General features: G+C 72.1%; 16 protein-coding genes and 3 pseudogenes. 11 read left to right on the top strand and 8 right to left on the bottom strand.

The window, feature by feature from the left end; genetic code table 11:
* Positions 1-81: 81 nt before the first annotated feature.
* Entirely contained in the window at positions 82-1,170 is a 1,089-nt protein-coding gene (locus MCAG_RS29215; RefSeq protein ID WP_007076537.1) for an SRPBCC domain-containing protein, read from the top strand.
* Between the two features lie 57 nt (positions 1,171-1,227).
* Here the strand turns inward: MCAG_RS29215 and MCAG_RS29210 are convergent.
* Positions 1,228-3,245, bottom strand: a pseudogene (locus MCAG_RS29210) (glycogen debranching N-terminal domain-containing protein).
* Between the two features lie 138 nt (positions 3,246-3,383).
* Positions 3,384-3,689, bottom strand: a pseudogene (locus tag MCAG_RS31630) (SCP2 sterol-binding domain-containing protein); the annotation flags it as partial.
* Positions 3,690-3,751: 62 nt separating this feature from the next.
* Here MCAG_RS31630 and MCAG_RS35495 point away from each other — a divergent pair.
* Positions 3,752-3,964: a hypothetical protein gene (locus MCAG_RS35495; RefSeq protein ID WP_036375768.1), complete on the top strand. Its 213-nt coding sequence runs from the start codon at positions 3,752-3,754 to the stop codon at positions 3,962-3,964.
* A gap of 36 nt (positions 3,965-4,000) precedes the next feature.
* Here the strand turns inward: MCAG_RS35495 and rpsD are convergent, their stop codons facing one another.
* The gene (rpsD, locus tag MCAG_RS29200; protein ID WP_007076535.1) at positions 4,001-4,609 is read right to left on the bottom strand and encodes a 30S ribosomal protein S4; all 609 of its coding nucleotides are present in this window, start codon (positions 4,607-4,609) and stop codon (positions 4,001-4,003) included.
* 46 nt (positions 4,610-4,655) lie between these two features.
* Here rpsD and MCAG_RS29195 point away from each other — a divergent pair, with 46 nt between their 5' ends.
* Positions 4,656-5,135: a hypothetical protein gene (locus MCAG_RS29195; protein WP_050778124.1), complete on the top strand. Its 480-nt coding sequence runs from the start codon at positions 4,656-4,658 to the stop codon at positions 5,133-5,135.
* A 200-nt stretch (positions 5,136-5,335) separates the two neighbouring features.
* Here the strand turns inward: MCAG_RS29195 and MCAG_RS29190 are convergent, their stop codons facing one another.
* Positions 5,336-6,760 (bottom strand): S1 family peptidase, encoded by a 1,425-nt coding sequence (locus MCAG_RS29190; RefSeq protein ID WP_036375765.1) that lies wholly within the window; start codon positions 6,758-6,760, stop codon positions 5,336-5,338.
* 160 nt (positions 6,761-6,920) lie between these two features.
* Here MCAG_RS29190 and MCAG_RS29185 point away from each other — a divergent pair, with 160 nt between their 5' ends.
* From MCAG_RS29185 to MCAG_RS29175, 3 genes are all read left to right on the top strand, one after another.
* Positions 6,921-7,301, top strand: a complete 381-nt coding sequence (locus MCAG_RS29185; RefSeq protein ID WP_036375763.1) for a YccF domain-containing protein — start codon at positions 6,921-6,923, stop codon at positions 7,299-7,301.
* Positions 7,302-7,532: 231 nt separating this feature from the next.
* On the top strand, positions 7,533-10,073 hold the full coding sequence (locus tag MCAG_RS29180) for an alpha-L-arabinofuranosidase C-terminal domain-containing protein (protein ID WP_036375760.1): 2,541 nt from the start codon (positions 7,533-7,535) through the stop codon (positions 10,071-10,073).
* 21 nt (positions 10,074-10,094) lie between these two features.
* On the top strand, positions 10,095-11,549 hold the full coding sequence (locus MCAG_RS29175) for a family 43 glycosylhydrolase (protein ID WP_232290325.1): 1,455 nt from the start codon (positions 10,095-10,097) through the stop codon (positions 11,547-11,549).
* A gap of 39 nt (positions 11,550-11,588) precedes the next feature.
* On the opposite strand, the gene manD is transcribed toward MCAG_RS29175, so the two are convergent.
* From manD to MCAG_RS35490, 4 genes and pseudogenes are all read right to left on the bottom strand, one after another.
* The gene (gene manD / locus MCAG_RS29170; RefSeq protein ID WP_007076529.1) at positions 11,589-12,797 is read right to left on the bottom strand and encodes a D-mannonate dehydratase ManD; all 1,209 of its coding nucleotides are present in this window, start codon (positions 12,795-12,797) and stop codon (positions 11,589-11,591) included.
* Entirely contained in the window at positions 12,794-13,843 is a 1,050-nt protein-coding gene (locus MCAG_RS29165; RefSeq protein ID WP_007076528.1) for an acetylxylan esterase, read from the bottom strand. The genes manD and MCAG_RS29165 overlap by 4 nt, the downstream gene beginning before the upstream one ends.
* 174 nt (positions 13,844-14,017) lie before the next feature.
* Positions 14,018-14,305: a substrate-binding domain-containing protein gene (locus MCAG_RS36470; protein ID WP_369751392.1), complete on the bottom strand. Its 288-nt coding sequence runs from the start codon at positions 14,303-14,305 to the stop codon at positions 14,018-14,020.
* A pseudogene (locus tag MCAG_RS35490) lies at positions 14,227-14,898 on the bottom strand (LacI family DNA-binding transcriptional regulator); the annotation flags it as partial. The gene MCAG_RS36470 and the pseudogene MCAG_RS35490, both read right to left, overlap by 79 nt.
* A 226-nt stretch (positions 14,899-15,124) precedes the next feature.
* On the opposite strand from MCAG_RS35490, the gene MCAG_RS29155 reads away from it, so the two are divergent.
* The 5 genes from MCAG_RS29155 (at position 15,125) to MCAG_RS33110 (ending at position 21,419) form a co-directional block, all read left to right on the top strand.
* Positions 15,125-17,575 carry a glycoside hydrolase family 3 N-terminal domain-containing protein gene (locus MCAG_RS29155; protein WP_007076527.1) on the top strand — a complete coding sequence of 817 codons (2,451 nt, stop codon included), beginning with the start codon at positions 15,125-15,127 and terminating at the stop codon, positions 17,573-17,575.
* A 136-nt stretch (positions 17,576-17,711) separates the two neighbouring features.
* Positions 17,712-18,560: a sugar ABC transporter permease gene (locus MCAG_RS29150; RefSeq protein WP_232290324.1), complete on the top strand. Its 849-nt coding sequence runs from the start codon at positions 17,712-17,714 to the stop codon at positions 18,558-18,560.
* Positions 18,557-19,480: a carbohydrate ABC transporter permease gene (locus MCAG_RS29145; protein ID WP_007076525.1), complete on the top strand. Its 924-nt coding sequence runs from the start codon at positions 18,557-18,559 to the stop codon at positions 19,478-19,480. Before MCAG_RS29150 ends, MCAG_RS29145 begins: the two co-directional genes overlap by 4 nt.
* A gap of 50 nt (positions 19,481-19,530) precedes the next feature.
* Entirely contained in the window at positions 19,531-21,165 is a 1,635-nt protein-coding gene (locus tag MCAG_RS29140) for an extracellular solute-binding protein (protein ID WP_007076524.1), read from the top strand.
* Between the two features lie 83 nt (positions 21,166-21,248).
* Positions 21,249-21,419, top strand: a complete 171-nt coding sequence (locus MCAG_RS33110; protein WP_007076523.1) for a hypothetical protein — start codon at positions 21,249-21,251, stop codon at positions 21,417-21,419.
* The last annotated feature ends 121 nt before the right edge of the window (positions 21,420-21,540 follow it).

Genomic DNA, 21,540 nt, shown 5'->3' with positions numbered 1-21,540 from the left:
TCCGGTTTCGGTGGGTCACCGGGACAGCGCGGGGCGTCGCTCAGGGCGACTGACGTCCGACGGCCCGTATAGAGTCTCGCCGTGAGCGAGATCGGGGCGCAGGTCGACCTGTCCCATCCCACCGGTCGGGTCTGGCGCGCGTTGACGGACCCGACGCTGCTGGCCCGCTGGTACACCGAGGTCGAGCCCGTCGCCGGCAGGCCCGGCCGGCTACTGCTCTACACGGCGGGACTGCCGGGCTTCGACGCCGCTGTGGACGCGGAGGTGACCGAGCGGCGGGAGCCGGGCGCGCTCGTCCTGCGGTGCCAGGAGGCCGGCCGGCGCACCCTGCTGAGCTGCGCCATCACCCCCACCGCCGAGGGCTGCCGGTTGGTGGTCCGCGAGCGCCTCGAACACGGCTTTTGGCCCGTGGAGCAGCGCGCCCGCCGCGAGCAGTCCTACCGGCAGGCGCTGACCGGGCGGCTGCCCGCCATTCTCGACTGGCTGGCCTTCCAGCAGGTCGACCTGCAACGCGACCAGGGGCCGCCGACGGCCGAGATGCCACTGGTCGAGGCGCTGCGCGACGTGCCCGCACCCGCCGGTCGTTGGCGCCGCACCGCGCTGCTCGCGGCGCTCGGCGGCGGCGTGCTGGTCACCGGGCTGACGGCCTGGGTCCTGCTGCCGTCGAGCCCGGACCGCGCCGCCGCGCCCGACCCGGCGACGATGCCGCCCGTCGCCACCACGGCCGCCAGCAGCCCGCCGCCCCGAGCCACCGCCTCCGCCCGACCCACGCGCGGCGCGCCCCGAGGCAGCGCCCGTCCGAGCCCTTCCGCCTCGGCCACGCCGTCGCGGACGCCCACCGCGTCCCCGTCACCGGAAGCGCTCCTGGCCGCCCGGTACGAAACTCTGGCGACCAGGATCTTCGGCTATACCGGCGAGGTGGTGGTCGACAACCCGGCCGACACGGCGGCCCGGGACTGGACGGTGGTGCTCACCCTGCCCTCGGGCAGCACGGTCGCCGACGTCAGCGGCGCCGACTGGCAGCAGGACGGCCAGTCCGTCACGTTCAGCGGGCCGGCCGTGCCGGCGGGAGGGTCGCAGGTGATCCGGTTCGACGTCCGCGACGCCGGCCCCTTCGTGAAGGCACCCGAGGCGTGCGCGGTGGTCGGCACCCCGTGCGCCGGCCTGTGACCGCGCGCCGCAGGCCGGCGCGCGTGACGGGGGCCGGCGCACCGGCGAGGGCGGGGCTCAGGCACGGGGCTGGTCGCGAAAGGGGCGACCCCGCCCCAGGGCGTCGATGTAGCCCCAGCGGCCCCGGATGTCGAGCAGTTCGATCTGGCCCATGTCCTCCGGCACACCGGCGTCGATCACCAAATGGTCGTCGCGGGGTTCGAGGCCGAGCAGGGCACGTAGCAGCAGCAGGGGTGCCCCGGCCGAGGGGGCGTACGGGCTGTCTGTGGCGTGGTGCGGCACGGGGACGCGGGTGGTGGCCCGGTCGTAGCCGGCGAAGTACGCCGGCAGCGCGCCCTGGAAGTGCTGCCCCGCCTCCAGCAGCGCCCGCGCGATCCGGGCGGCCTCCTGCCGGAAGCCGTACCGGCGCAGGCCCCAGACGATGAGAGAGTTGTCCGCCGGCCAGATCGCGCCGGTGTGGTGGCCCAGCGGGTTGTACTGCCCCTCGGTGCTGGCCAGGGTCCGCACTCCCCAGCCGGAGAACAGGGCCGGCCCGAGCAGGTGGCCCGCCAGGCGCTCGGCGTGTTCGGGCTCGACGATGCCGCTCCACAGCAGGTGCCCGACGTTGGACGCCAGCGCGTCGACCCGCTGACCGTCGGACTGCAATGCCAGCGCGTAGTAGCCCCGCTCCGGCAGCCAGAAGTCCCGGTTGAACCGGTCCCGCAGCGCGGCGGCGGCCCGTTCGAGCCGGTCGGCGTAGGCCGGGTCGTTCCAGAACAGCCGGGCCATCCGGGCCGCCCGTAGCCGGGCGTCGTAGGCGTACCCCTGGAGCTCGCAGATCGCCTGGGGGAAGGTGGCGAGCCGGCCGTCGCGGAAGCAGATGCTCTCCACCGAGTTGCGCCAGCTCTCGTTGACCGGCCGCCGGGGCGCTGCCGGCGGGTGGACCAGACGTAGCCGTCGCCGACCGGGTCGGCGTACTCGTCGAGCCAGGCGATGGCGGCGCGGGCCTCGAACTCGTAGCGACGGACCAGCTCGGCGTCGCCGGTCCAGCGTTCGTACTCGTCGAGCAGGATGACGAACAGCGGGGTGGTGTCGGCGGCGGAGTAGTCGGCCGCGTCGGGGGTGTCGGCGAAGGCGGCCGACTCGCCGTACCGGCTCTCCTGGACGATCCGGCCCGGCTGCTCGCCACGGAACGGGTCGATCCTGGCCCCCTGGCTCAGCGCCAGGATCCGCAACGTGCTGACGGCCCGGTGCGGCAGGAAGGGCAGCACCTGCAGGCTGCTGACCAGACTCTCCCGGCCGAGCAGGGTCATCGACCAGGGCAGCCCGGTGGCGGGCAGGCGGTCGCGGTAGTTGAGGCCCTGGTAGTACAGGGCGGCGAGGTCGAGCACGCTGCGCCGGTACGCCTCGGACAGCGGCCCGTGGTCGGCACGCAGCTCGGGCACGGCGGCGGCGATCCCGTCGATCTCCCGGCCGGCCTCGGCCCGGGACCGGTGGGTGGAGCTGTGCAGCCGTTCCCGCAGGTCGCGTCGGCTCAGGTCGCGTACGAGGGTCAGCACGCGCAGCCGGACGGTCCAGGTGCTGTGGGAATCGACGGAGACGGTGAAGGTGAATCCGCGCTCGTCGACGTGGGCCGGCTCGCTGGCGCTGACGACCGTCTCCCGGTGCAGGGTACGCCGCCGGTAGTGCAGCCGCAGCGCGCTGTCGTCGACCGTGGTGGACACCTCGCGGGCCCGGCGCAGGCCGTCGCGGATCTCCTGCACCTCCGCGAAGTCCGCCCCGACGTCGAGCCGGAGGGCGTACCGGACCGGCTCCGCCGCGTAGTTGATCAGGGTGACCGCCTCCTCGAAGGTCTCCCCCACCGAGCGGTGCCGCAGGATCGACGTGGTGGCCTGGACGTAGTACGTGGGCTGGCCGGGCACCAGGGCGAACCTCGACTCGAAGGAGCGCACGTCCTCGATCGACAGTTCGGTGAGTTTTTCCCCATCGAGGCTCAGGCGCCAAGTCGACAGGAAGCGGGTGTCGAGGAAGAAGAGGCCGAGCGGGGTGGCCGGTTCGGTCTCGACGTCGCCGTTGCGGTTGCTGATCATGAACATGTTGCCGTAGAAGATGCCGGTCGTGTCGTGCAGTCCGATGCCGTCGTGCCCGCCGCCGGGGAGGGTCTCGGCGGTCGGCTCGGCCGCGACGCTGCCGGCGCTGCCGGCGCTGTCGGCGCGGATCGGCAGCAGCCGGCGGAACACCAGGAACAGCGGCAGGTCACCCTCGACGGACACGACGCCACGAAAGAGCATCGCCAAGGCGTGGTCGGCCCCGGCGACCAGCCGTTCGAACGTCTCGGGCCGCATCTCCACCACGCAGTCCGGGTCGTGGCCGCGGCGGTCCACCCGGACCCGTCCGCCGTCGAGGGTGACGAACCAGGTGCTGGTCGACCCGTCCTCGGTGACGAAGCGGAAGGCGATGAGCCCGGCGGGCGTGGTGGGCAGTCGGCCCCGGGCGACCTCTGGAAGGCTGGCGAAGAACCGGTCGAGTTCCGCGCTCACGGGGCGCCCCTGTCACCACGCACCCGCACACCCCTTTCGCTATAGCTGACGAAACGGATGTAATGGCACGAAGGACACAGTACGCTATCGCGGCCCGCGACGGCGCGCGCTTCGGTGGAACAGGAACCTCCCAACCACTTACCCCCGGTAGGCCGAGGAGGCTGGCCCCACAGGCTCACATCGGGCAGGCCGCCGGCTCCGGGCACTTCGTCCAGCTCGAGGTGCCGGCCCAGGTCAACGCGATGATCGACCGGCATCTGGAGCTCACCGACTGATCCGCGCCGGCCGGGCCGGCATGCTCCACGCCCCGGTCAGCGGGAGTAGTGCTCGACGACGAGCTGCTCGTCGCAGATCACCGGCACCTCGACCCGCCGGGGCGGCCGGGTGAGCCGGGCGACGAGACCCGCCAGGTCGACGTCGAGGTAGGGCGCGGGCCGCTGCGGGGCGTGCGCTCCCCCGGCGGCGAGCAGGAACGGCGCCCTGCCCCGGCTGCGTTCGGCCACCGCGATCTCGTCGCCGGGGCGCAGCCGTGCCGACGGGCGGTCCACCCGCCGACCGTTGACGGTCAGATGCCGGTGGGTCACCAGCTGCCGCGCCTGGTAGATGGTGCGGGCGAACCCCGCGCGCAGCACGAGCGCGTCGAGCCGGGTCTCCAGGTCGACCACGAGTTCCTCACCGGTCTTGCCCGGCCGGCGCACCGCCCGGTCGAACGCCCGCCGGAGTTGCCCCTCCCGCAGGTCGTACTGCGCCTTGAGGCGCTGCTTCTCCAGCAGACGGACCTTGTAGTCGCTGTCCTTGGTCCGGGCTCTGCCGTGGTCTCCGGGCGGGAACGGGCGGCGCTCCAGGTACCGCACGCACTTGGGGGTCAGGGCGATGCCGAGCCGACGTGACCGCTTGGCCTTGGGGCGGGACTGATTCATCATCTGCCTCTCAGATAAGGTAAGGCTAACCTAATAGGAGGTGCAGATGTCGGGCAACATCCCCCCGGCCGCCGTCACGGTGGCCGTCGGCACACCGGCCGAGCGGCTGCGTACCCTGCTCGTCGCCGCCGACTCGGTGACGCTGCTGACCCCGACGCACCGGGCCGACCTCACCGGCCGGCACCGCGTGGGCGCCGACGGCCGCCACGGCCCGGCCCGGCCCGATCCGCTCGCCCCGGCCGAGGCGGAGCTGCTGCGCCGCCTCGACGCCGATCCGCGCACCAGAAAGCGGCTCACCGGGCTGGTCCCCGCGCGGTTGCGCCACCAGGGCGCCCGCGTCCACTTGCTGCGGCTGGACCGCGCCGGCATCGTCCTGCGCGTGCAGCCCCCCGCCGGCGCCACCGCGCACCCCGGCGACGTACGGCTGCCCTTCGCCCGGCCGCCGCACGACCCGGGCCAGCTGGGCGCACGCCTCGACGCGCTGCTCGGTCGGCCCCCACACAGCATGTCCCGCACCGGGCGCTGACCCGGGCACCGGGCGGAGCCGCCGAGCCCGGCGGTGCCGGCGGGCGGATCGCAGACGGTCCGGTTTCGACGTCCGCGACGCCGACCCGTTCGTCAAGGCGCCCGAGGCGTGCGCGGTGGCCGACACCCCGTGCGCCGGCCTGTGACGACGACGGCGGGGCGCCCGTTCCCGTGGAAACGGACGCCCCGGCTCGTCGCGGGTCAGTACTTGTAGATGATGCCCGGCAGGATCTTCTCCGCCAGGCGGATGTCGGTGAACCACTCGCGGCAGGGCGACTCCAGCGAACCGGTGAAGTGGTCGCCACCGCCACCGCCACCACCGCTGTGGATGCCCTTGGCCACGATTTTGCCGGCCGAGTTGATCGTGAAGATCGGGCCGCCGGAGTCACCGGGGGCCGTGCAGTGGCCGTGCTTGGTGCCCTTGGTCATGTTCCGGGCGACCGTACCGTCGTCGTAGCGCACGGTGGTGCCGGTCGCGACGACCTTCCAGTTGCAGATGGAGCCCTTGGTGCTGCCGCCGGTGCAGTACTTGTCGCCGATCTTCGGCGAACGTGAGGCCGGGCCGGCCACGGGACGGTTGGTGCTGGAGGTCGGCCCGCCGGTCCACATGCGCGCCGTCATTCCGAAGCCACTGTTCATCTTCACCAGCGACAGGTCGCCGCTGTAATAGCTCGCGCCGTTGATCTTCACGGAGCCGGTGGAGTTGTTCCAGTTGTCGTCGATCACCTTGCCGACGGCCGAGGAGTACCGGTCCATGTAGACGTTCTGGCTGGCGGTGGTGCAGTGGCCCGCGGTGACGAAGTACCGCGCGCCCTCGTGGGTCCAGCTGAACCCGATGGTGCAGCCGTCCGGGCCCATCTTCGCCCCACCGTAGAACGGGCTCGTGTCGTTGTGCCGGGCCTGCGACACGCCGGCGGTCTCCCCCGGCGTGAGTCGCAGCGCCACCAGGTCGGCGGCGTACCGGGTGGCGAGGGCGGTCCGCATCCCCTCGGTCACGGCGGACGCCTCGACCACGACCCGGTTGCGGGGCGCGTCGACGTACGCGGAGTACATCGACGCCTGGCCGACCAGCCCGGCCGTGAGCACCTCGTCGCGGACGGCGGAGAGCCGGCTGAGGCTGTACTTCGCCGTCGGCGTCGCCGGGTAGTAGAGCGTGGGAAAGGCCTGCGCGGCGACCGTCCCGCCACGCGTGGCGGCGGAAGTGGTCGGCTCCTCCTTGTCGGCGGCCTCCCCGGGCACCGTCTCGTCGACGCCCGACTCGTCGACCAGGTTCGAGATCGGGATGGCTGCGGCGGCGTACGGCACGGCCGTGACGTCACCGGTGGACACCACGGGCGCGCTCACCCGGGCGGTGCCGGGGTCGTAGAACGGCGGCGCGAGCGCGTCGGGCCGGCCCTCCGCCCGCGCCTCGGCCGTCTCCAGGGCGGCGGCCTCGCGCGCCGGCAACTCGATGGCCGTGTCGGCGGGTTCCCCGGTGAAGACGGCGACCGCCGTCGCCGTCGCCGGAGCGTCGCCGGTGACCGCCGTATCGGCGGACGCCGACGTCGGCGCGGCCACCACCGCGCCGGTGACCAGCAGACCCAACGCGACGACCCGGGCCCCACCGGTGGTCAGACGTGACCTCATGCAGTTCCTTCCACGAACGGGTCCACCGTGGACCCGAAGGCGGTCAGACTGCCGGGTAGCGCCTGCCATCGGCCAGCCATTCCCCTGCCATGCCCGGCCGCCCGCCGGACGGATCACCGGAAGGGGCGCCCCGGTGGCGGGCGTCGGTCATGCTCGAAGGGTGATTCGCTTTCTGCTGAACGTGTTGTGGCTCGTCTTCGGTGGCGGGATCGTGTTGGCCGTCGGGTACGGGATCGCGGCGCTGATCTGCTTCGCGCTGGTCGTCACGATCCCGTTCGGCGTGGCATCGCTGCGCCTGGCCAGCTATTCGCTCTGGCCCTTCGGCCGGACCGTGGTGCCCAAGCCGGGCGCGGGCGTCGCCTCCGGGCTGGCCAACGTGCTGTGGGTGGTGCTCGCGGGCTGGTGGCTGGCCCTGTCCCACATCGTCGCAGGCGTCGCCCTCTGCGTCACGATCATCGGCATCCCGTTCGGGATCGCCAACTTCAAGCTCGTCCCCACGGCGTTCTGGCCCCTGGGGCGGGAGGTCGTCGACCTTGCGTGACCGGGGTGACGACGCCCGCGCGGGTGGTGGAGTGGGGCAAGACCCTGGCCGCACGTCGACCGCACGGGAAAGGCTCCGGAGAAACTTGCCGGCAACTCAACTATTGACCGGTTTTCATCAGCCGGCAATACTCGCCCGTGTTAGCGCTCACATGTAGGGCCCTCAGGGGGCGCGGCGGGTCGCGCCTCGGCATCGGCACGCCGAGGCGGGCCCGTTGTCCAGGAGGCACACATGTTCCGACCACACCCACTGCTCGGCCTCGCGGCGGCCGCGCTGGTGGCCACCACGGTCGCCGCCGCCGCGCCCGGTCTGGCCAAGACACCGGCCGCCGAGCCCGAATACACCATCACCGTCGACCCGGCCGCCGCCGGCACCCCGATCAGCGACTCCATGTACGGGGTGTTCTTCGAGGACATCAACTCCGCCGCGGACGGAGGGCTCCACGCCGAACTGGTCCGCAACCGCTCCTTCGAGTTCCTCCCGGCCGACAACCGCTCCTACACCCCGCTGACCGGCTGGACGCCCACCTCCGACGGTGGCGGGGCCGGCACCGCGTCCACGGCGGACGACGACGCCCGGCTGCACGAGCGCAACCGCACCTACCTGCGCCTCGACCTCGCCAACACCGGCGCCGGCCAATACGGCGTGACGAACGACGGCTACCACAGCGGGATCGCGGTACGCGCGGGTGGCGCGTACGACTTCTCGGTCTGGGCCCGCACCGACGCCGCCGCCGGGACCCCGCTGTCGGTCACCCTGCACGACGCCGCCGGCCAGCCCCTCGCCGCGCCCCTGTCCCGCACCGTGCGCGGCGCCGGCTGGACGAAGTACCGCGGGACGCTGAAGGCGACCCGCACCACCGACGCCGGCCGCCTGTCGGTGCGCGCGGGCGGCACCGGCGTCCTGCGGATGGACATGGTCTCGTTGTTCCCCCGCGACACCTTCCGCGGCCGGCCGAACGGCCTGCGCCGCGACCTCGCCGAGAAGATCGCGGCGTTGAAGCCGGGCTTCGTCCGCTTCCCCGGCGGCTGCCTGGTCAACACCGGCAGCATGTACGGCTACGACGCCGCCTCGAACTGGCCACGGGCCCGCTCCTACCAGTGGAAGGACACCGTCGGCCCGGTCGAGACCCGCGCCACCAACGCCAACTTCTGGGGCTACAACCAGTCCTACGGCCTGGGCTACTACGAGTACTTCCAGTTCGCCGAGGACATCGGCGCGATGCCGCTGCCCGTGGTCCCCGCCCTGGTCACCGGCTGCGGGCAGAACCAGGCCACCGTCGACGAGGCGCTGCTGCGACGACACATCTCCGACACCCTGGACCTGATCGAGTTCGCCAACGGCCCGACCAGCTCCACCTGGGGCGGTCTGCGTGCCTCCATGGGGCATCCCCGCCCGTTCGGCCTCACCCACCTCGCCGTGGGCAACGAGGAGAACCTGCCCGACGCGTACTTCGCCAACTTCGAGAAGTTCCGCGCCGCGATCGAGGAGAAGCACCCGGACATCACCGTGATCGGCAACTCCGGCCCCGACGACCAGGGCAGCACCTTCGACCGGCTCTGGCAGCTCAACCGGGCGGCCGGCGTCGACATGGTCGACGAGCACTACTACAACAGCCCGGCGTGGTTCCTACAGAACCACACCCGCTACGACACCTACGACCGCACCGGCCCGAAGGTCTTCCTCGGTGAGTACGCCTCGCAGGGCAACAAGCTGTACAACTCGCTGGCCGAGGCGTCGTACCTGACCGGCCTGGAGCGCAACGCCGACGTGGTGCGGATGGCCTCGTACGCGCCGCTGCTGGCCAACGTGGACAACGTCCAGTGGCGACCCGACCTGATCTGGTTCGACAACGACGAGTCGTGGGGCACCACCAGCTACCAGGTGCAGAAGCTGTTCATGAACAACGTCGGCGACCGGACCGTGCCCAGCCGGGTCACCGGCCCGTCCACCGCGCCGACGCCGATCAACGGCGCGATCGGCCTGTCGACCTGGGCCACCTCGGCCACGTACGACGACGTGCGGGTGACCGCCCCCGACGGCACGGTGCTGTTCGCCGACGACTTCTCCGCCGGGGCGAACGCCTGGACGCCGCTGGCCAACCGCGGCACCTGGTCGGTGGTCGACGGCGCGTACACGCAGTCGGACACCGGCGCGCAGGACACCCTGGTCAAGGCCGCCGACATCACGGCGAGCGACTACGACCTGACGCTGAAGGCCCGCAAGAACGCCGGCGCGGAGGGTTTCCTCATCGCGTTCGGGGTCAAGGACTCCGGCAACTTCTACTGGTGGAACCTCGGCGGCTGGAACAACACCCAGGGCGCGGTGGAGAAGGCCACCAACGGGGGCAAGGAGACCCTGGTCGCCAAGCCCAACCGGATCACCACCGGCACCACGTACGACGTCAGGGTGCAGGTGCGCGGCACGCGGGTCACCCTGTTGCTCGACGGCCAGGAGTGGGCCAGCTTCACCGACGACCGGGTGACCCGCCCGTTCACCCAGGTCGTCACCCGCGACGACGCCACCGGCGAGCTGATCGTCAAGGTGGTCAACGCCCAGGACAAGGCCGCCGTGACCCGGGTGGACCTGGGCGGGCTGCGGGTGCGCGAGAAGGCCCGGATGACCGTGATCAGCGGCGACCCGGGTGAGCAGAACACCCGCTCGGCCGAGCCGATCCAGCCGGTCACCCGGACCGTCGGCGGCATCGCCAGCGCCTTCACCCGTACCTTCGCGCCGAACTCCGTCACCTTCCTGCGCATCCGGACCAAGTGAGGTAGCACGATGACGTACCCGATGAGCCGACGTGCCCTGCTGCGGGGCGGGCTGGGCGTGACGGCGACCGGCATGGTCGCCGGGCTGTCCTCCGCGGCCACCGCCGGGCCCCGGCCGGGCGTGGCCCGCACCGACGCCGAGATCTACGGCGTCACCACCGTCGACCCGCTGATCACCCAGCGCGCCGACCCGTTCATCACCCGCCCGGTCGCCGGAACGTACTACTTCACCGGCTCGGTGCCGGAGTACGACCGGATCGTCGTGCGGGGGGCGTCCACCATCGCCGGCCTGGCCACCGCGACCGAGTCCGTCGTCTGGCGGCGGCCCGCCAGCGGCAAGATGGCCGGGCACATCTGGGCCCCGGAGCTGCACCGCATCGACGGCCGCTGGTACATCTATTTCGCCGCCGGCGACTCCGACAACGTGTTCCGCATCCGGATGTACGTGCTGGAGTCGAGGCTGGACGACCCGCGCGACCCCGCCGGGTGGCAACTGCGCGGCCAGATCGTCACGGAGTGGGACGACTTCTCCCTCGACGCGACCACCTTCGCCCACGCCGGGCGCCGCTACCTGGTGTGGGCGCAGGCCGAGCCGGAGATCGCGGTGAACACCAGCCTGTACATCGCCGAGATGAACACGCCGTGGTCCATCCGCACCAAGCCGGTCCGCATCGCCACCCCGACGCGCGCCTGGGAGACGCAGGGCTTCGCGGTCAACGAGGGCCCGGCCGTGCTCGTGCGCAACGGGCGGGTGTTCCTGACCTTCTCCGCCAGCGCCACGGACGCCCGGTACTGCATGGGGCTGCTGACCGCCGACGCGGGCGCGAACCTGCTGGACAACCGGTCGTGGGTGAAGACTCCCGACCCGGTCTTCGTCACCAGCGAGCGCACGAAGCGGTACGGGCCGGGGCACAACTCGTTCACCGTCGCCGAGGACGGCGTGACCGACGTGCTCGTCTACCACGCCCGCGACTACCGCGACATCACCGGCGACCCGCTCTACGACCCCAACCGGCACACCCGGGTGCAGCGGCTGTACTGGCACGGCGACGGCTCGCCGCTGTTCGGGGTGCCCGTGGGCGAGGGCGGCCCGATCGTGCGGCTGTCCCCCGCCAACGCCCGCAAGGCGTACGTCCGGCACTGGGAGTACGTGCTGCGGGTGGACACCGGCGTGCGCGAGCTGGCCGACAGCCAGTTCCGCTTCGTGCCGGGGCTCGCCGGCACCGGCACCGAGTCGCTGCGGTCGGTCAACTTCCCCGACCGGTACGTCCGGGTCGTCGACGGGACCGTGCAGATCGTCCCGGTGGCCGCCGGCAGCCCCGAGGCGACCGCGGCGAGCTTCCGGCGGGTCCCCCGCACCGGTGGCGGCGTCTCCCTCCAGCTCGCCGCGGACGCCGCCGCGTACCTACGGCACGACCGGGGCCGGCTGATCGTCGGGCCAGCGGCCGGGGACCTGACCACGTTCCTGCTGAGCTGAGCCGGGACGTGACGGTGGCCCGGCCGAGCACCGGCCGGGTCACCAGGGGTGCAGGGTGCCGTCCTCCAGCCGGTTGACCGGCAGGTACGCCGGGGAGTACGGGTAGCGGGCCGCCGCCTCCTCGTCGATGTCCACCCCGAGCCCCGGCGTCTCGGCCGGGTGCAGGTAGCCGTCGGCGAAGTGGTAGCCGTGCGGGAAGACCGCGTCGGTCTCCTCGGTGTGCCGCATGTACTCCTGCAGGCCGAAGTTCGGGATCGCGATGTCCAGGTGCAGCGCGGCGGCCAGGCAGACCGGCGACAGGTCGGTCGCCCCGTGCGAGCCGCTGCGCACGTGGTGCAGCGCGGCGTAGTCGAAGATGCGCCGCAGGTGGGTGATGCCGCCGGCGCGGACCACCGTGGTGCGGATGTAGTCGACGAGCTGCTCGCGGATGAGCGTGGTGGCGTCCCAGACGGAGTTGAACACCTCGCCGGTGGCGATCGGCGTGGTGGTGTGCTGCCGGATGAGCCGGAACCCCTCCTGGAACTCCGCGGGGACCGGATCCTCCAGCCAGGTCAGCGCGTACGGCTCCAGGCTGCGGCCGAGCCGGGCCGCCTCGATGGGGGTGAGCCGGTGGTGCACGTCGTGCAGCAGCCGCAGGGTCGGGCCGAACTCCTCGCGGACCCGGGCGAACACACCGGGCACGTGGGCCAGGTAGCGGGCCGTCGACCAGACCGTCTCGGTGGGCAGCGCCGCGTCGGCCGGCTCGTAGAACATCTTGTCGGCGCTCACGCCGTACGTCTTGGCCAGCCCCGGCACGCCGGACTGCACCCGCACCGCCCGGTAGCCGAGGTCGACGAACCGGGCCACCTCGGCCAGCACCTCGTCGACGGTCTCGCCGTTGGCGTGGCCGTACACGGTGACGCCCTCGCGGGACCGGCCGCCGAGCAGCTGGTACACCGGAAGGCCGGCGACCTTGCCCAAGATGTCCCACAGGGCGGTGTCCACGGCCGCGACGGCGCTCATGGTGACCGGGCCGCGCCGCCAGTACGCCCCCTGGTAGAGGTACTGCCAGGTGTCCTCGATCCGGGCCGGATCGCGCCCGATCAGCAGCGGCACGACGTGCTCGCGCAGGTACGCCTCGACGGCCAGCTCGCGGCCGTTGAGAGTGGCGTCGCCGACGCCGGTGACGCCCTCGTCGGTGATGATCTTCAGGGTGACGAAGTTGCGTCCCGGGCAGGTGACGATGACCCGGGCGTCGACGATCCTCACGCGGTCTCCTCCGGCTCGGTAGCGGTTTCCGTGGCGGTGCCGGTGGCGACGCCCGGCACGGCGAGCACCGAGGCGAGCCAGGCCAGCTGGCGGCGGACCTGCACGGCCTCCCCGCCCTCGTGACCGTTGAACGGGTAGGTGTGGATCTCCCGCCGGGGCGGGGCGGTCCGGCCGTTGGCGGCGCCGTACTGGTTGTAGGCGGCGAACGCGGTGCTCGGCGGGCACACAATGTCGCGCAGGCCGACGCCGAAGTGCGCCGGCGCGACCGCCCGGCGGGCGAAGGTGACGCCGTCGACGTAGGACAGGGTACGCCGCACCGCCTCCTCGGCCGCCCGGTTGGCGGCCAGGTAGCGGGCGATCTCACCGTACGGCTCGGCGTCGGTGATCTCGATGGCCCGCTGGACGTGGCACAGGAACGGCGCGGTGGTGACCAGGGCCGCGAGGTCGCCGACGAGGCCCGCCACCGCGAGGGCGATCCCGCCGCCCTGGCTGTTGCCGGCGGCGACGACCCCGCCGGGGTCGACGCCGGGCAGCGCGCGGGCCGCCTGCACGGCGCGCACCGCGTCGGTGATGAGCCGGCGGTAGTAGTAGTCCTCGGGTGCCAGGATGCCCCAGGTCACCGGCCAGGGGCCGCCGGGCGCGCCCGCGTGGGGGTCGGGGGTGTCGCCGGGACCGTAGTGGCCGGACTGGCCCCGCGCGTCCATCAGCAGGTGCGCGTAGCCGGCCACCGGCCAGGTCAGGCGCTCGTGCGGCAGGCCCCGGCCCCGGCCGTAGCCGACGTACTCCACGACGACGGGCAGCGGCCCGTCCGCCCCGGCGGGCCGGGTGTACCAGGCCCGCACCGGATTTCCGGCGAACCCCGCGAACGTGACGTCCCAGGTGTCGACCAGCCGCAGGTGGGTCGGCTCGGGGCGGACGTCGACGAGCACGGGGCGCTCGGCTGCCGCCTCGAGGGTGGTACGCCAGAACTCGTCGAAGTCGGTGGGCTCGGCCACGGCGGGGGCGTACCGGCGCAGTTGGTCGAGGGGCAGGTCGAACTGGGGCATGGGTCCTCTCCGGGTCGCGGTTCAGCGGTGCGGGGCGGGCGGGGCGGTGCTCTCGCGCACGACCAGCTCGGCGACCAGGTCGACGCGGCAGGTCGCAGGTCGGCCCCACGGGCGACTTCGAGCAGCATCTGGGTCGCCGTGGTGGCCATGTCGCGCCCCACTGGTGGACCGTGGTCAGGGCGGGGCCGGTCCACGCCGCCCACGGGCAGTTGTCGTACCGATGACCGACAAGCTCCCGGGGGACGTCGATGCGAGCTGGCGGGCCGCCCGCAGCACGCCCAGGGCCTGCAGGTCCGATCCGGCGAAGATCGCGGTGGGGCGTGCGGGGCGGTGAGCAGCTCCATGCCGAGCCGGTAGCCGTCCTTGACCTGGAAGGTGCCGTAGCGGACCAGGGTGGGGTCGACCGGGACGCCGGCCTCGTCGTGGGCGGAGCGGAAGCCGGCGGCCCGCGTGCGGGCGCAGAGCACGTCGCGCGGGCCGGTGATGACCGCGATCCGGCGGTGGCCCAGCTCCAGCAGGTGGCGGGTGGCGAGCAGGCCGCCGTTCCAGTTGTTGGAGCCGACGGTGGGCACCGACGCGGAGGTGGCACTGTCGGTGTCGACGACGACGAAGGGGATCTGCTGGCGGCGTAGCTGCCGCCGCTGCGGCTCGGTCGGGTGGCACAGCACCAGCAGCAGCCCGGCCGGCCGGCGGGCGAGGACCCCGTCGAGCCACCGCTGCGGCAGGCGGTGGCTGCCGCCGAGTTGCGACAGCACCACGTCGATGCGGGCGTGGGACGCCACGGCCTCGACCCCTCGGATTATCTCCACCGCCCACTCGGAGCCGAGCCCGTGGAAGACCAGGTCGAGCTGACCCCCACCGTCGGCCCGGCGTTTGGCGCGACGGCGGTACCGGTGCCGGTCGAGGCTGGCCTCGACCCGGGCCCTCGTTTCGGGCGAGACGTCGGCGCGTCCGTTGAGGACCTTCGACACCGTCGCCACTGAGACGCCGACCTCCTCGGCGATGGTCGCGATCGTGGCGGAGCGGGCCGGGGTGACCGAGCGCGACTCTGTCATCGAAGCCTCACAGCACCGTGGCCGAAATTTTCGAGGACTGTAGCACGGCCGACGCCCAGGTACGATGACGCCGGTCGATCCGCATCGGGGCGGGGGGTCCTTGACACGCCCGTGAGAGGCACTTAAGTTGCCCGAAAAAGGCAGGCGTCGATTTCCGAAACTTTCGGTTGTGTTCGCCGTCGCCGGCCGCCGGGAAGCGCCCCGGGTCCGACTGAAGGGGTTTGGCATGAACAGTCAGCTGCCCGTCCACCACGCGGAGACGTCCCCGGACGTCGAGCGGTGGCGTGACCCGCGACTGTGCCCGACCGAGCGCGCCGACGCCCTGCTCCCGCTCATGTCGCTGGAGGAGAAGATCGCCCAGCTGTTCGGGGTCTGGGTCGGTGCCGACGCCTCCGGGGAGGGGGTCGCGCCGTACCAGTCCGAGATGGTCGACGGCGAGCTGCGGTGGAGCGACGTCATCCGGCACGGGCTGGGCCAGCTGACCCGGCCGTTCGGGACCGCACCGGTCGACCCCGTCGCCGGCGCGCGGTCGCTGGCCGCGTCCCAGGCCGAGATCGCGGCGGCGAGCCGGTTCGGCATCCCGGCGCAGGTGCACGAGGAGTGCCTCACCGGCTTCGCCGCCTGGCGCGCGACGGTGTACCCGGCGCCGCTGTGCTGGGGCGCGTCCTTCGACCCCGAGCTGGTCGAACAGATGGCCGGCCACATCGGCCGGTCGCTGCGGGCGGCCGGGGTCCACCAGGGACTGGCGCCGGTGCTCGACGTGACCCGCGACTACCGGTGGGGGCGCACCGAGGAGACCATCGGCGAGGACCCGTACCTGGTCGGCACGACCGGCGCGGCGTACGTGCGCGGCCTGGAACGTGCCGGCGTCGTCGCCACCCTCAAGCACTTCGCCGGATACTCGGCCTCGCGCGGCGGTCGCAACCTGGCCCCGGTGTCGATGGGTCGCCGGGAGCTGACCGACGTCATCCTGCCACCGTTCGAGATGGCGCTGCGGCTGGGCGGCGCACGCTCGGTGATGAACTCCTACGCCGAGATCGACGGCGTGCCCGTGGCCGCCGACGAGGCCATGCTGACCCGGCTGCTGCGCGACGAGTGGGGCTTCACCGGCACCGTGGTCGCCGACTACTTCGCGGTGCGGTTCCTCCAGACGCTGCACGGAGTCGCCGCCGACGCCGCCGACGCGGCCCGGCTCGCCCTGCGCGCCGGCATCGACGTCGAGCTGCCCACCGTGGACGCGTTCGGCCCCCCGCTGGTCGAGGCGGTCCGCTCCGGCGAGGTCGACGAGGCGCTGATCGACCGAGCGCTGCGCCGGGTGCTGACGCAGAAGATCGAGCTGGGCCTGCTCGACGAGGGGTGGCAGCCGCTGCCCGACGGCGCCGACGAGCTGTGCCTCGACGCCCCTGCCGGCCGGGACGTGGCCCTGCGCCTGGCCCGGGAGTCCGTGGTCCTGCTGCGCAACGACGGGCTGCTGCCGCTGGCCCCCCACCGCCGCGTCGCGCTCGTCGGCCCGGTCGCCGACGACCCGATGGCGATGCTCGGCTGCTACTCGTTCCCCGCCCACGTGGGGGTGCGTCACCCCGAGCACGGGCTCGGCGTGGAGCTGCCCTCGCTGCGCGAGGCCCTCGGCGACCTGCTCCCAGGGCTCACCCACTCCCCCGGGTGCGCCGTCACCGGCGACGACACGTCCGGCTTCGCCGCGGCCGTCGCGGCGGCCACCGAGGCCGACGTGTGCGTGCTCGCCGTCGGCGACCGCTCCGGGATGTTCGGCCGCGGCACCTCCGGCGAGGGATGCGACGCCACCGACCTGCGGCTGCCCGGGGTGCAACCCGAGCTGGTCCGGGCCGTGCTCGCCACCGGCACGCCCGTGGTGCTGGTACTGCTGGCCGGGCGGCCGTACGCGCTCGGGCCCGAGGTCGACGCCGCCGCGGCCGTCGTGCAGGCGTTCCTCCCCGGCCAGCGCGGCGGGCAGGCCCTCGCCGAGGTGCTCACCGGCGCGGTGAACCCGTCCGGGCGGCTGCCCGTCAGCGTGCCCCGGGGCTCCGGTGGCCTGCCGTCCACCTACCTCTCCCCCACGCTGGGACGCCGCTCGGAGGTGTCGTCGGTCGACCCCACCCCGGCGTTCCCGTTCGGCCACGGGCTGAGCTACACGACGTTCGAGTGGAGCGACGCGGGCGTGCGCGTGGCCGACGACGACCGCGCCGGCGAGGTCAGCGCCGACGCCACGGGCGGTGGGCGCCTCGACTGGGCAGTCGACGGCGAGGTCGCCGTCGACGTCACGGTCCGCAACACCGGTACCCGGGCCGGCGCCGAGATCGTCCAGTTGTACCTGCACGACCCGGTCGCGCAGACCACCCGGCCGGTGGTCCGCCTGATCGGCTACGCCCGGGTCCCGCTCGAACCGGGCGAGGCCGCACGGGTGACCTTCCTGATCTCCGCCGACCTGACGTCGTTCACCGGCGCGCACGGCCGGCGCGTCGTCGAGCCCGGCGACGTCTTTCTTACCTCGGCCCGTCCAGCGGCGAGGTCACCGCCGCCCTCCCGCTGCGCCTCGTGGGCGCCGAACGCGAGGTCGGCCACCAGCGCCGGCTGGTGTCGACCGCGCACGTCGCTCCCGGCCGCCGTCCCGCATCCGCCTAGGCACCTCCCGCTCCCCGCCTCTGGAGGTCGAGGATGACCACCCCCGACACGCTGCACCACCACCGACGCGAGACTGCCCCGACGGCGGCCCGGCCCGGCCCGCGCCCGCCGGGGGACGCCGCCGCACCTGGCGGCAGGCGCTGCGCCGGGACTGGCAGCTCTATTCCCTGGCCGTGGCACCCCTGCTGTTCTTCCTGGTCTTCCGGTACCTGCCGATGGCCGGCAACGTGATCGCCTTCCGGAGGTTCTCCCCCGGCGGCAGCGTGTTCGGCGAGTACTGGGTGGGCCTGCGCTACGTGCGCCTGTTCCTGGCCGACCCGACGTTCTGGGAGGTGTTCACCAACACCCTCGTGCTGGGTACGCTGACCCTGCTGTTCTGCTTCCCCCTGCCGATCGTCCTGGCGCTGCTGCTCAACGAGGTCCGCGCCCGCCGGCTCAAGCGGTTCGTGCAGTCGGTGTCCTACCTGCCGCACTTCCTGTCGATCGTGATCGTGGCCGCCATGGTCATGCAGCTGACGTCGATGGACGGGACGGTCAACCAGATCGTGCGCGGCCTCGGCGGTGACGGCGTGCCGTTCCTGCAACGGCCCGAATGGTTCCGGACGATCTACGTCTCCTCCGAGGTCTGGCAGACCGTCGGCTGGGGCACCATCCTCTACCTCGCCGCGCTCACCACGATCGACGAGAACCTCTACGAGGCGGCCCGGATCGACGGGGCGAGCCGGTGGCGGCAGACCTGGCACGTGACGCTACCCGGCATCCGGCCCACGATGATGACGCTGCTGATCCTCAACATCGGCACCTTCATGGCGGTCGGCTTCGAGAAGGTCCTGCTGCTGTACAACCCGTTGACCTACCCGACCGCCGACGTGATCTCCACGTACCTGTACCGGATGGGCTTCGAGTCCAGCAACTTCAGCTACGCCGCCGCGATCGGGCTGTTCGAGGCCCTGATCGGGCTGACCCTGGTACTGACGGCGAACATCATCTCCAAGCGCACGGTGGGGACGAGCCTGTGGTGACCATCGAGACCGGCGAACCCCGGCGGGCGGCCCGCCGGCCGAAGGGGCCCCGCCCGACCCGGGGCTACCGGGTCTTCCAGGCGGTCAACGCCGTCATCCTGACCGGCGTCGTGATCGTGACGCTGTACCCGTTCGTCAACATCGTGGCCCGCTCGCTCAGCGACGAGGCGTACATCATCGCCGGGAGGGTCAACCTCGTCCCGCGCGGGTTCGACCTGACCACGTACAAGCTGGTGCTGTCCGACTCGCTGTTCTGGACGAACTACCGCAACACGGTGGTGTACACGGTGGTCGCCACGGCCATCTCCCTCATACTCACCACCTGCTACGCGTACGTGCTGTCGAAGCCGCGGCTCAAGGGCCGCGGCGCGCTCGTCGGCATCGCCGTGTTCACCATGTTCTTCTCCGGCGGGCTGATCCCCAACTACGTGCTGATCACCAGCCTGGGCATGAAGAACACCATCTGGGCCGTCGTCGTGCCCAACGCCATCAACGTGTTCAACCTGCTGGTGATGAAGGCGTTCTTCGAGAGCCTGCCGGAAGAGTTGGAGGAGGCCGCCGCCGTCGACGGACTGAACACGTACGGGACGTTGCTGCGGATCGTGCTGCCGCTGTCCAAGGCCATCATCGCCACGATGGTGCTGTTCTACGCGGTGTCCTTCTGGAACTCGTGGTTCACCGCGTTCCTCTACCTGGACCAGCAGGAGCTGTTCCCGGTGACCGTATACCTGCGCAACCTCATCGCGGGCGCCACCGGCGCGCAGTCGGCCGGCGGCGTCGCCGACGCCGACGCGGTCCAGGCCGCCGCGACGCTACAGGCGGTGACGATCGTGCTCACCACCCTGCCCATCCTGGCGGTCTACCCCTTCATCCAGCGCTACTTCGTGTCGGGCGTGATGCTCGGCGCGGTCAAGGGGTAGCCCGGCGATGTCCCCTCACCACCCCACCATCTGATCGGAAAGGACGAGCCGTGTTCCACAGAACGTGGCGGCGCGCGGCGATAGCCGCGGCCAGTCTGCTCACCCTCACCCTCGTCGCCTGCTCCGAAGAGGCCGGCGACACCAAGGACCTGTCCGGCAACCGAACCGGCGCCATGGCCGAGTACGGCGTCGGGACCCAGTTCACGGCCACCGAGCCGCTCTCCTTCTCCGTGCTGTACAACAACCATCCGAACTACCCGCTGAAGAACGAGTGGCTGTTCTGGTCGGAGCTGACGAAGCGGACCAACGTCAAGCTCGAACCGGTCGCCGTGCCGCTGAGCGACTACTCGCAGAAGCGCAGCCTGCTGATCGGCGCCGGCGACGCCCCGCTGATCATCCCGAAGACCTACCACCCGGACGAGAACGCGTTCGTCTCCTCCGGCGCGATCCTGCCGGTGAGCGACTACCTGGACCTGATGCCCCACTTCAAGGACAAGATCGACAAGTGGGGGCTGGGGCCGGAGATCGACACGCTGCGCCAGTCCGACGGCAAGTTCTACCTGCTCCCGGGCCTACACGAGAAGCCCTGGCAGGAATACTCGGTGGCGGTCCGCACCGACATCCTCGACGAGCTCAAGCTGCCGATCCCGAAGACGTGGGACGAGCTCTACTCGGTGCTCAAGGCGATGAAGGCGAAGTACCCGAACTCCTACCCGTACTCGGACCGGTGGAGCAAGCCCAACCCCGGCGGCGCCCTGCTGCGGAACATCGGCCACGCCTACGGCACCCAGGCCGGCTGGGCCTTCCAGCACAGCACCTGGGACCCGGCCGCCGGGAAGTTCGTCTACACCGGGGCCACCGAGCAGTACAAGCAGATGGTGCAGTACCTCAACAAGCTGGTCACCGAGGGGCTGCTCGACCCGGAGAGCTTCACCCAGACCGACGACGCCGCCCGCCAGAAGCTCGCCAACGGCAAGTCCTTCGTCATCACCAGCAACGCTCAGACCCTGGTCAACGACTACCGGCCGGACCTGGCCAAGACCATCCCCGGCGCGAAGCTGGTCAACATCCCGCTGCCGATCGGCCCGGCCGGCGAGATCAACCCCGCCTCCCGGCTGGAGAACGGCGTCATGATCTCCAAGAAGGCCCGGGACAGCAAGAACTTCGTGGCCATGATGCAGTTCATCGACTGGCTCTACTACTCCGACGCCGGCCAGGAGTTCGCCAAGTGGGGCATCGAGGGCACCACGTTCACCAGGGACGCCGCCGGCAAGCGGATCCCCGCCCCCGACGTCGACATGATCGGGCTCAACCCCAAGGGCACCAAGCACTTGCAGAAGGACTTCGGCTTCGCCAACGGGGTCTTCGCCTACGGCGGCAAGCTCGACCTGCTGCAGTCCTTCTTCTCGCCCGAGGAGCTGGAGTTCCAGAAGGTGATGAACGCGCGCAAGCCGATCGTGGTGCCGCCGCCGGCCCCGCTCACCGACGCCGAGCGCGAGCAGGTGTCGCTGTGGGAGACGCCGCTGAAGGACCACGTCACCCAGAACACGCTGAAGTTCATCCTCGGCCAGCGACCGCTCACCGAGTGGGACGCCTACGTCGGTGAGCTGAAGGCCAAGAACGCCGACCAGTACATCGAGCTGGTGAACAAGGCGTACGAGCGGTTCAAGAAGGACAACGGCTGACCGTCCGGTCCCGGTCGGGCCCCGCACCGGGGTCCGCCGGGGCCGGCGGCCCGGCCGGCACGACGAGCAGGACAAGGACGCCGATGCGGATCCACGTTCCCGAACGGCCCACGGGCCGGCTCACCGACGCCCGGCGGGCCCGCCTCGGCACCGGCCGGTTCGATCTGGCGCTGCGGCGCGACCACCGGTACGGCCTCGACGACCGGCCGCCCGGCCGCGCGGGCACCGACGGCGACCGGGCCGGCCGGCCGTGAGCAGCGACGCGGCGCGGACCGCGCGGCAGTTCGGCGACGGGCCGCTGTCGCGGGCCGCCGCGCGGGTCTACACCACTGATCGTCGTCGAGCTGCTCCTGCTGCTGGCCTGCCTGCCCGGCC

The sequence above is a fragment of the Micromonospora sp. ATCC 39149 genome (genome assembly GCF_000158815.1).
In the GTDB taxonomy this organism is placed as follows: domain Bacteria; phylum Actinomycetota; class Actinomycetes; order Mycobacteriales; family Micromonosporaceae; genus Micromonospora.
Note: the sequence above shows the minus strand (reverse complement) of the source record. Positions and strands in the feature narration are given on the sequence as shown.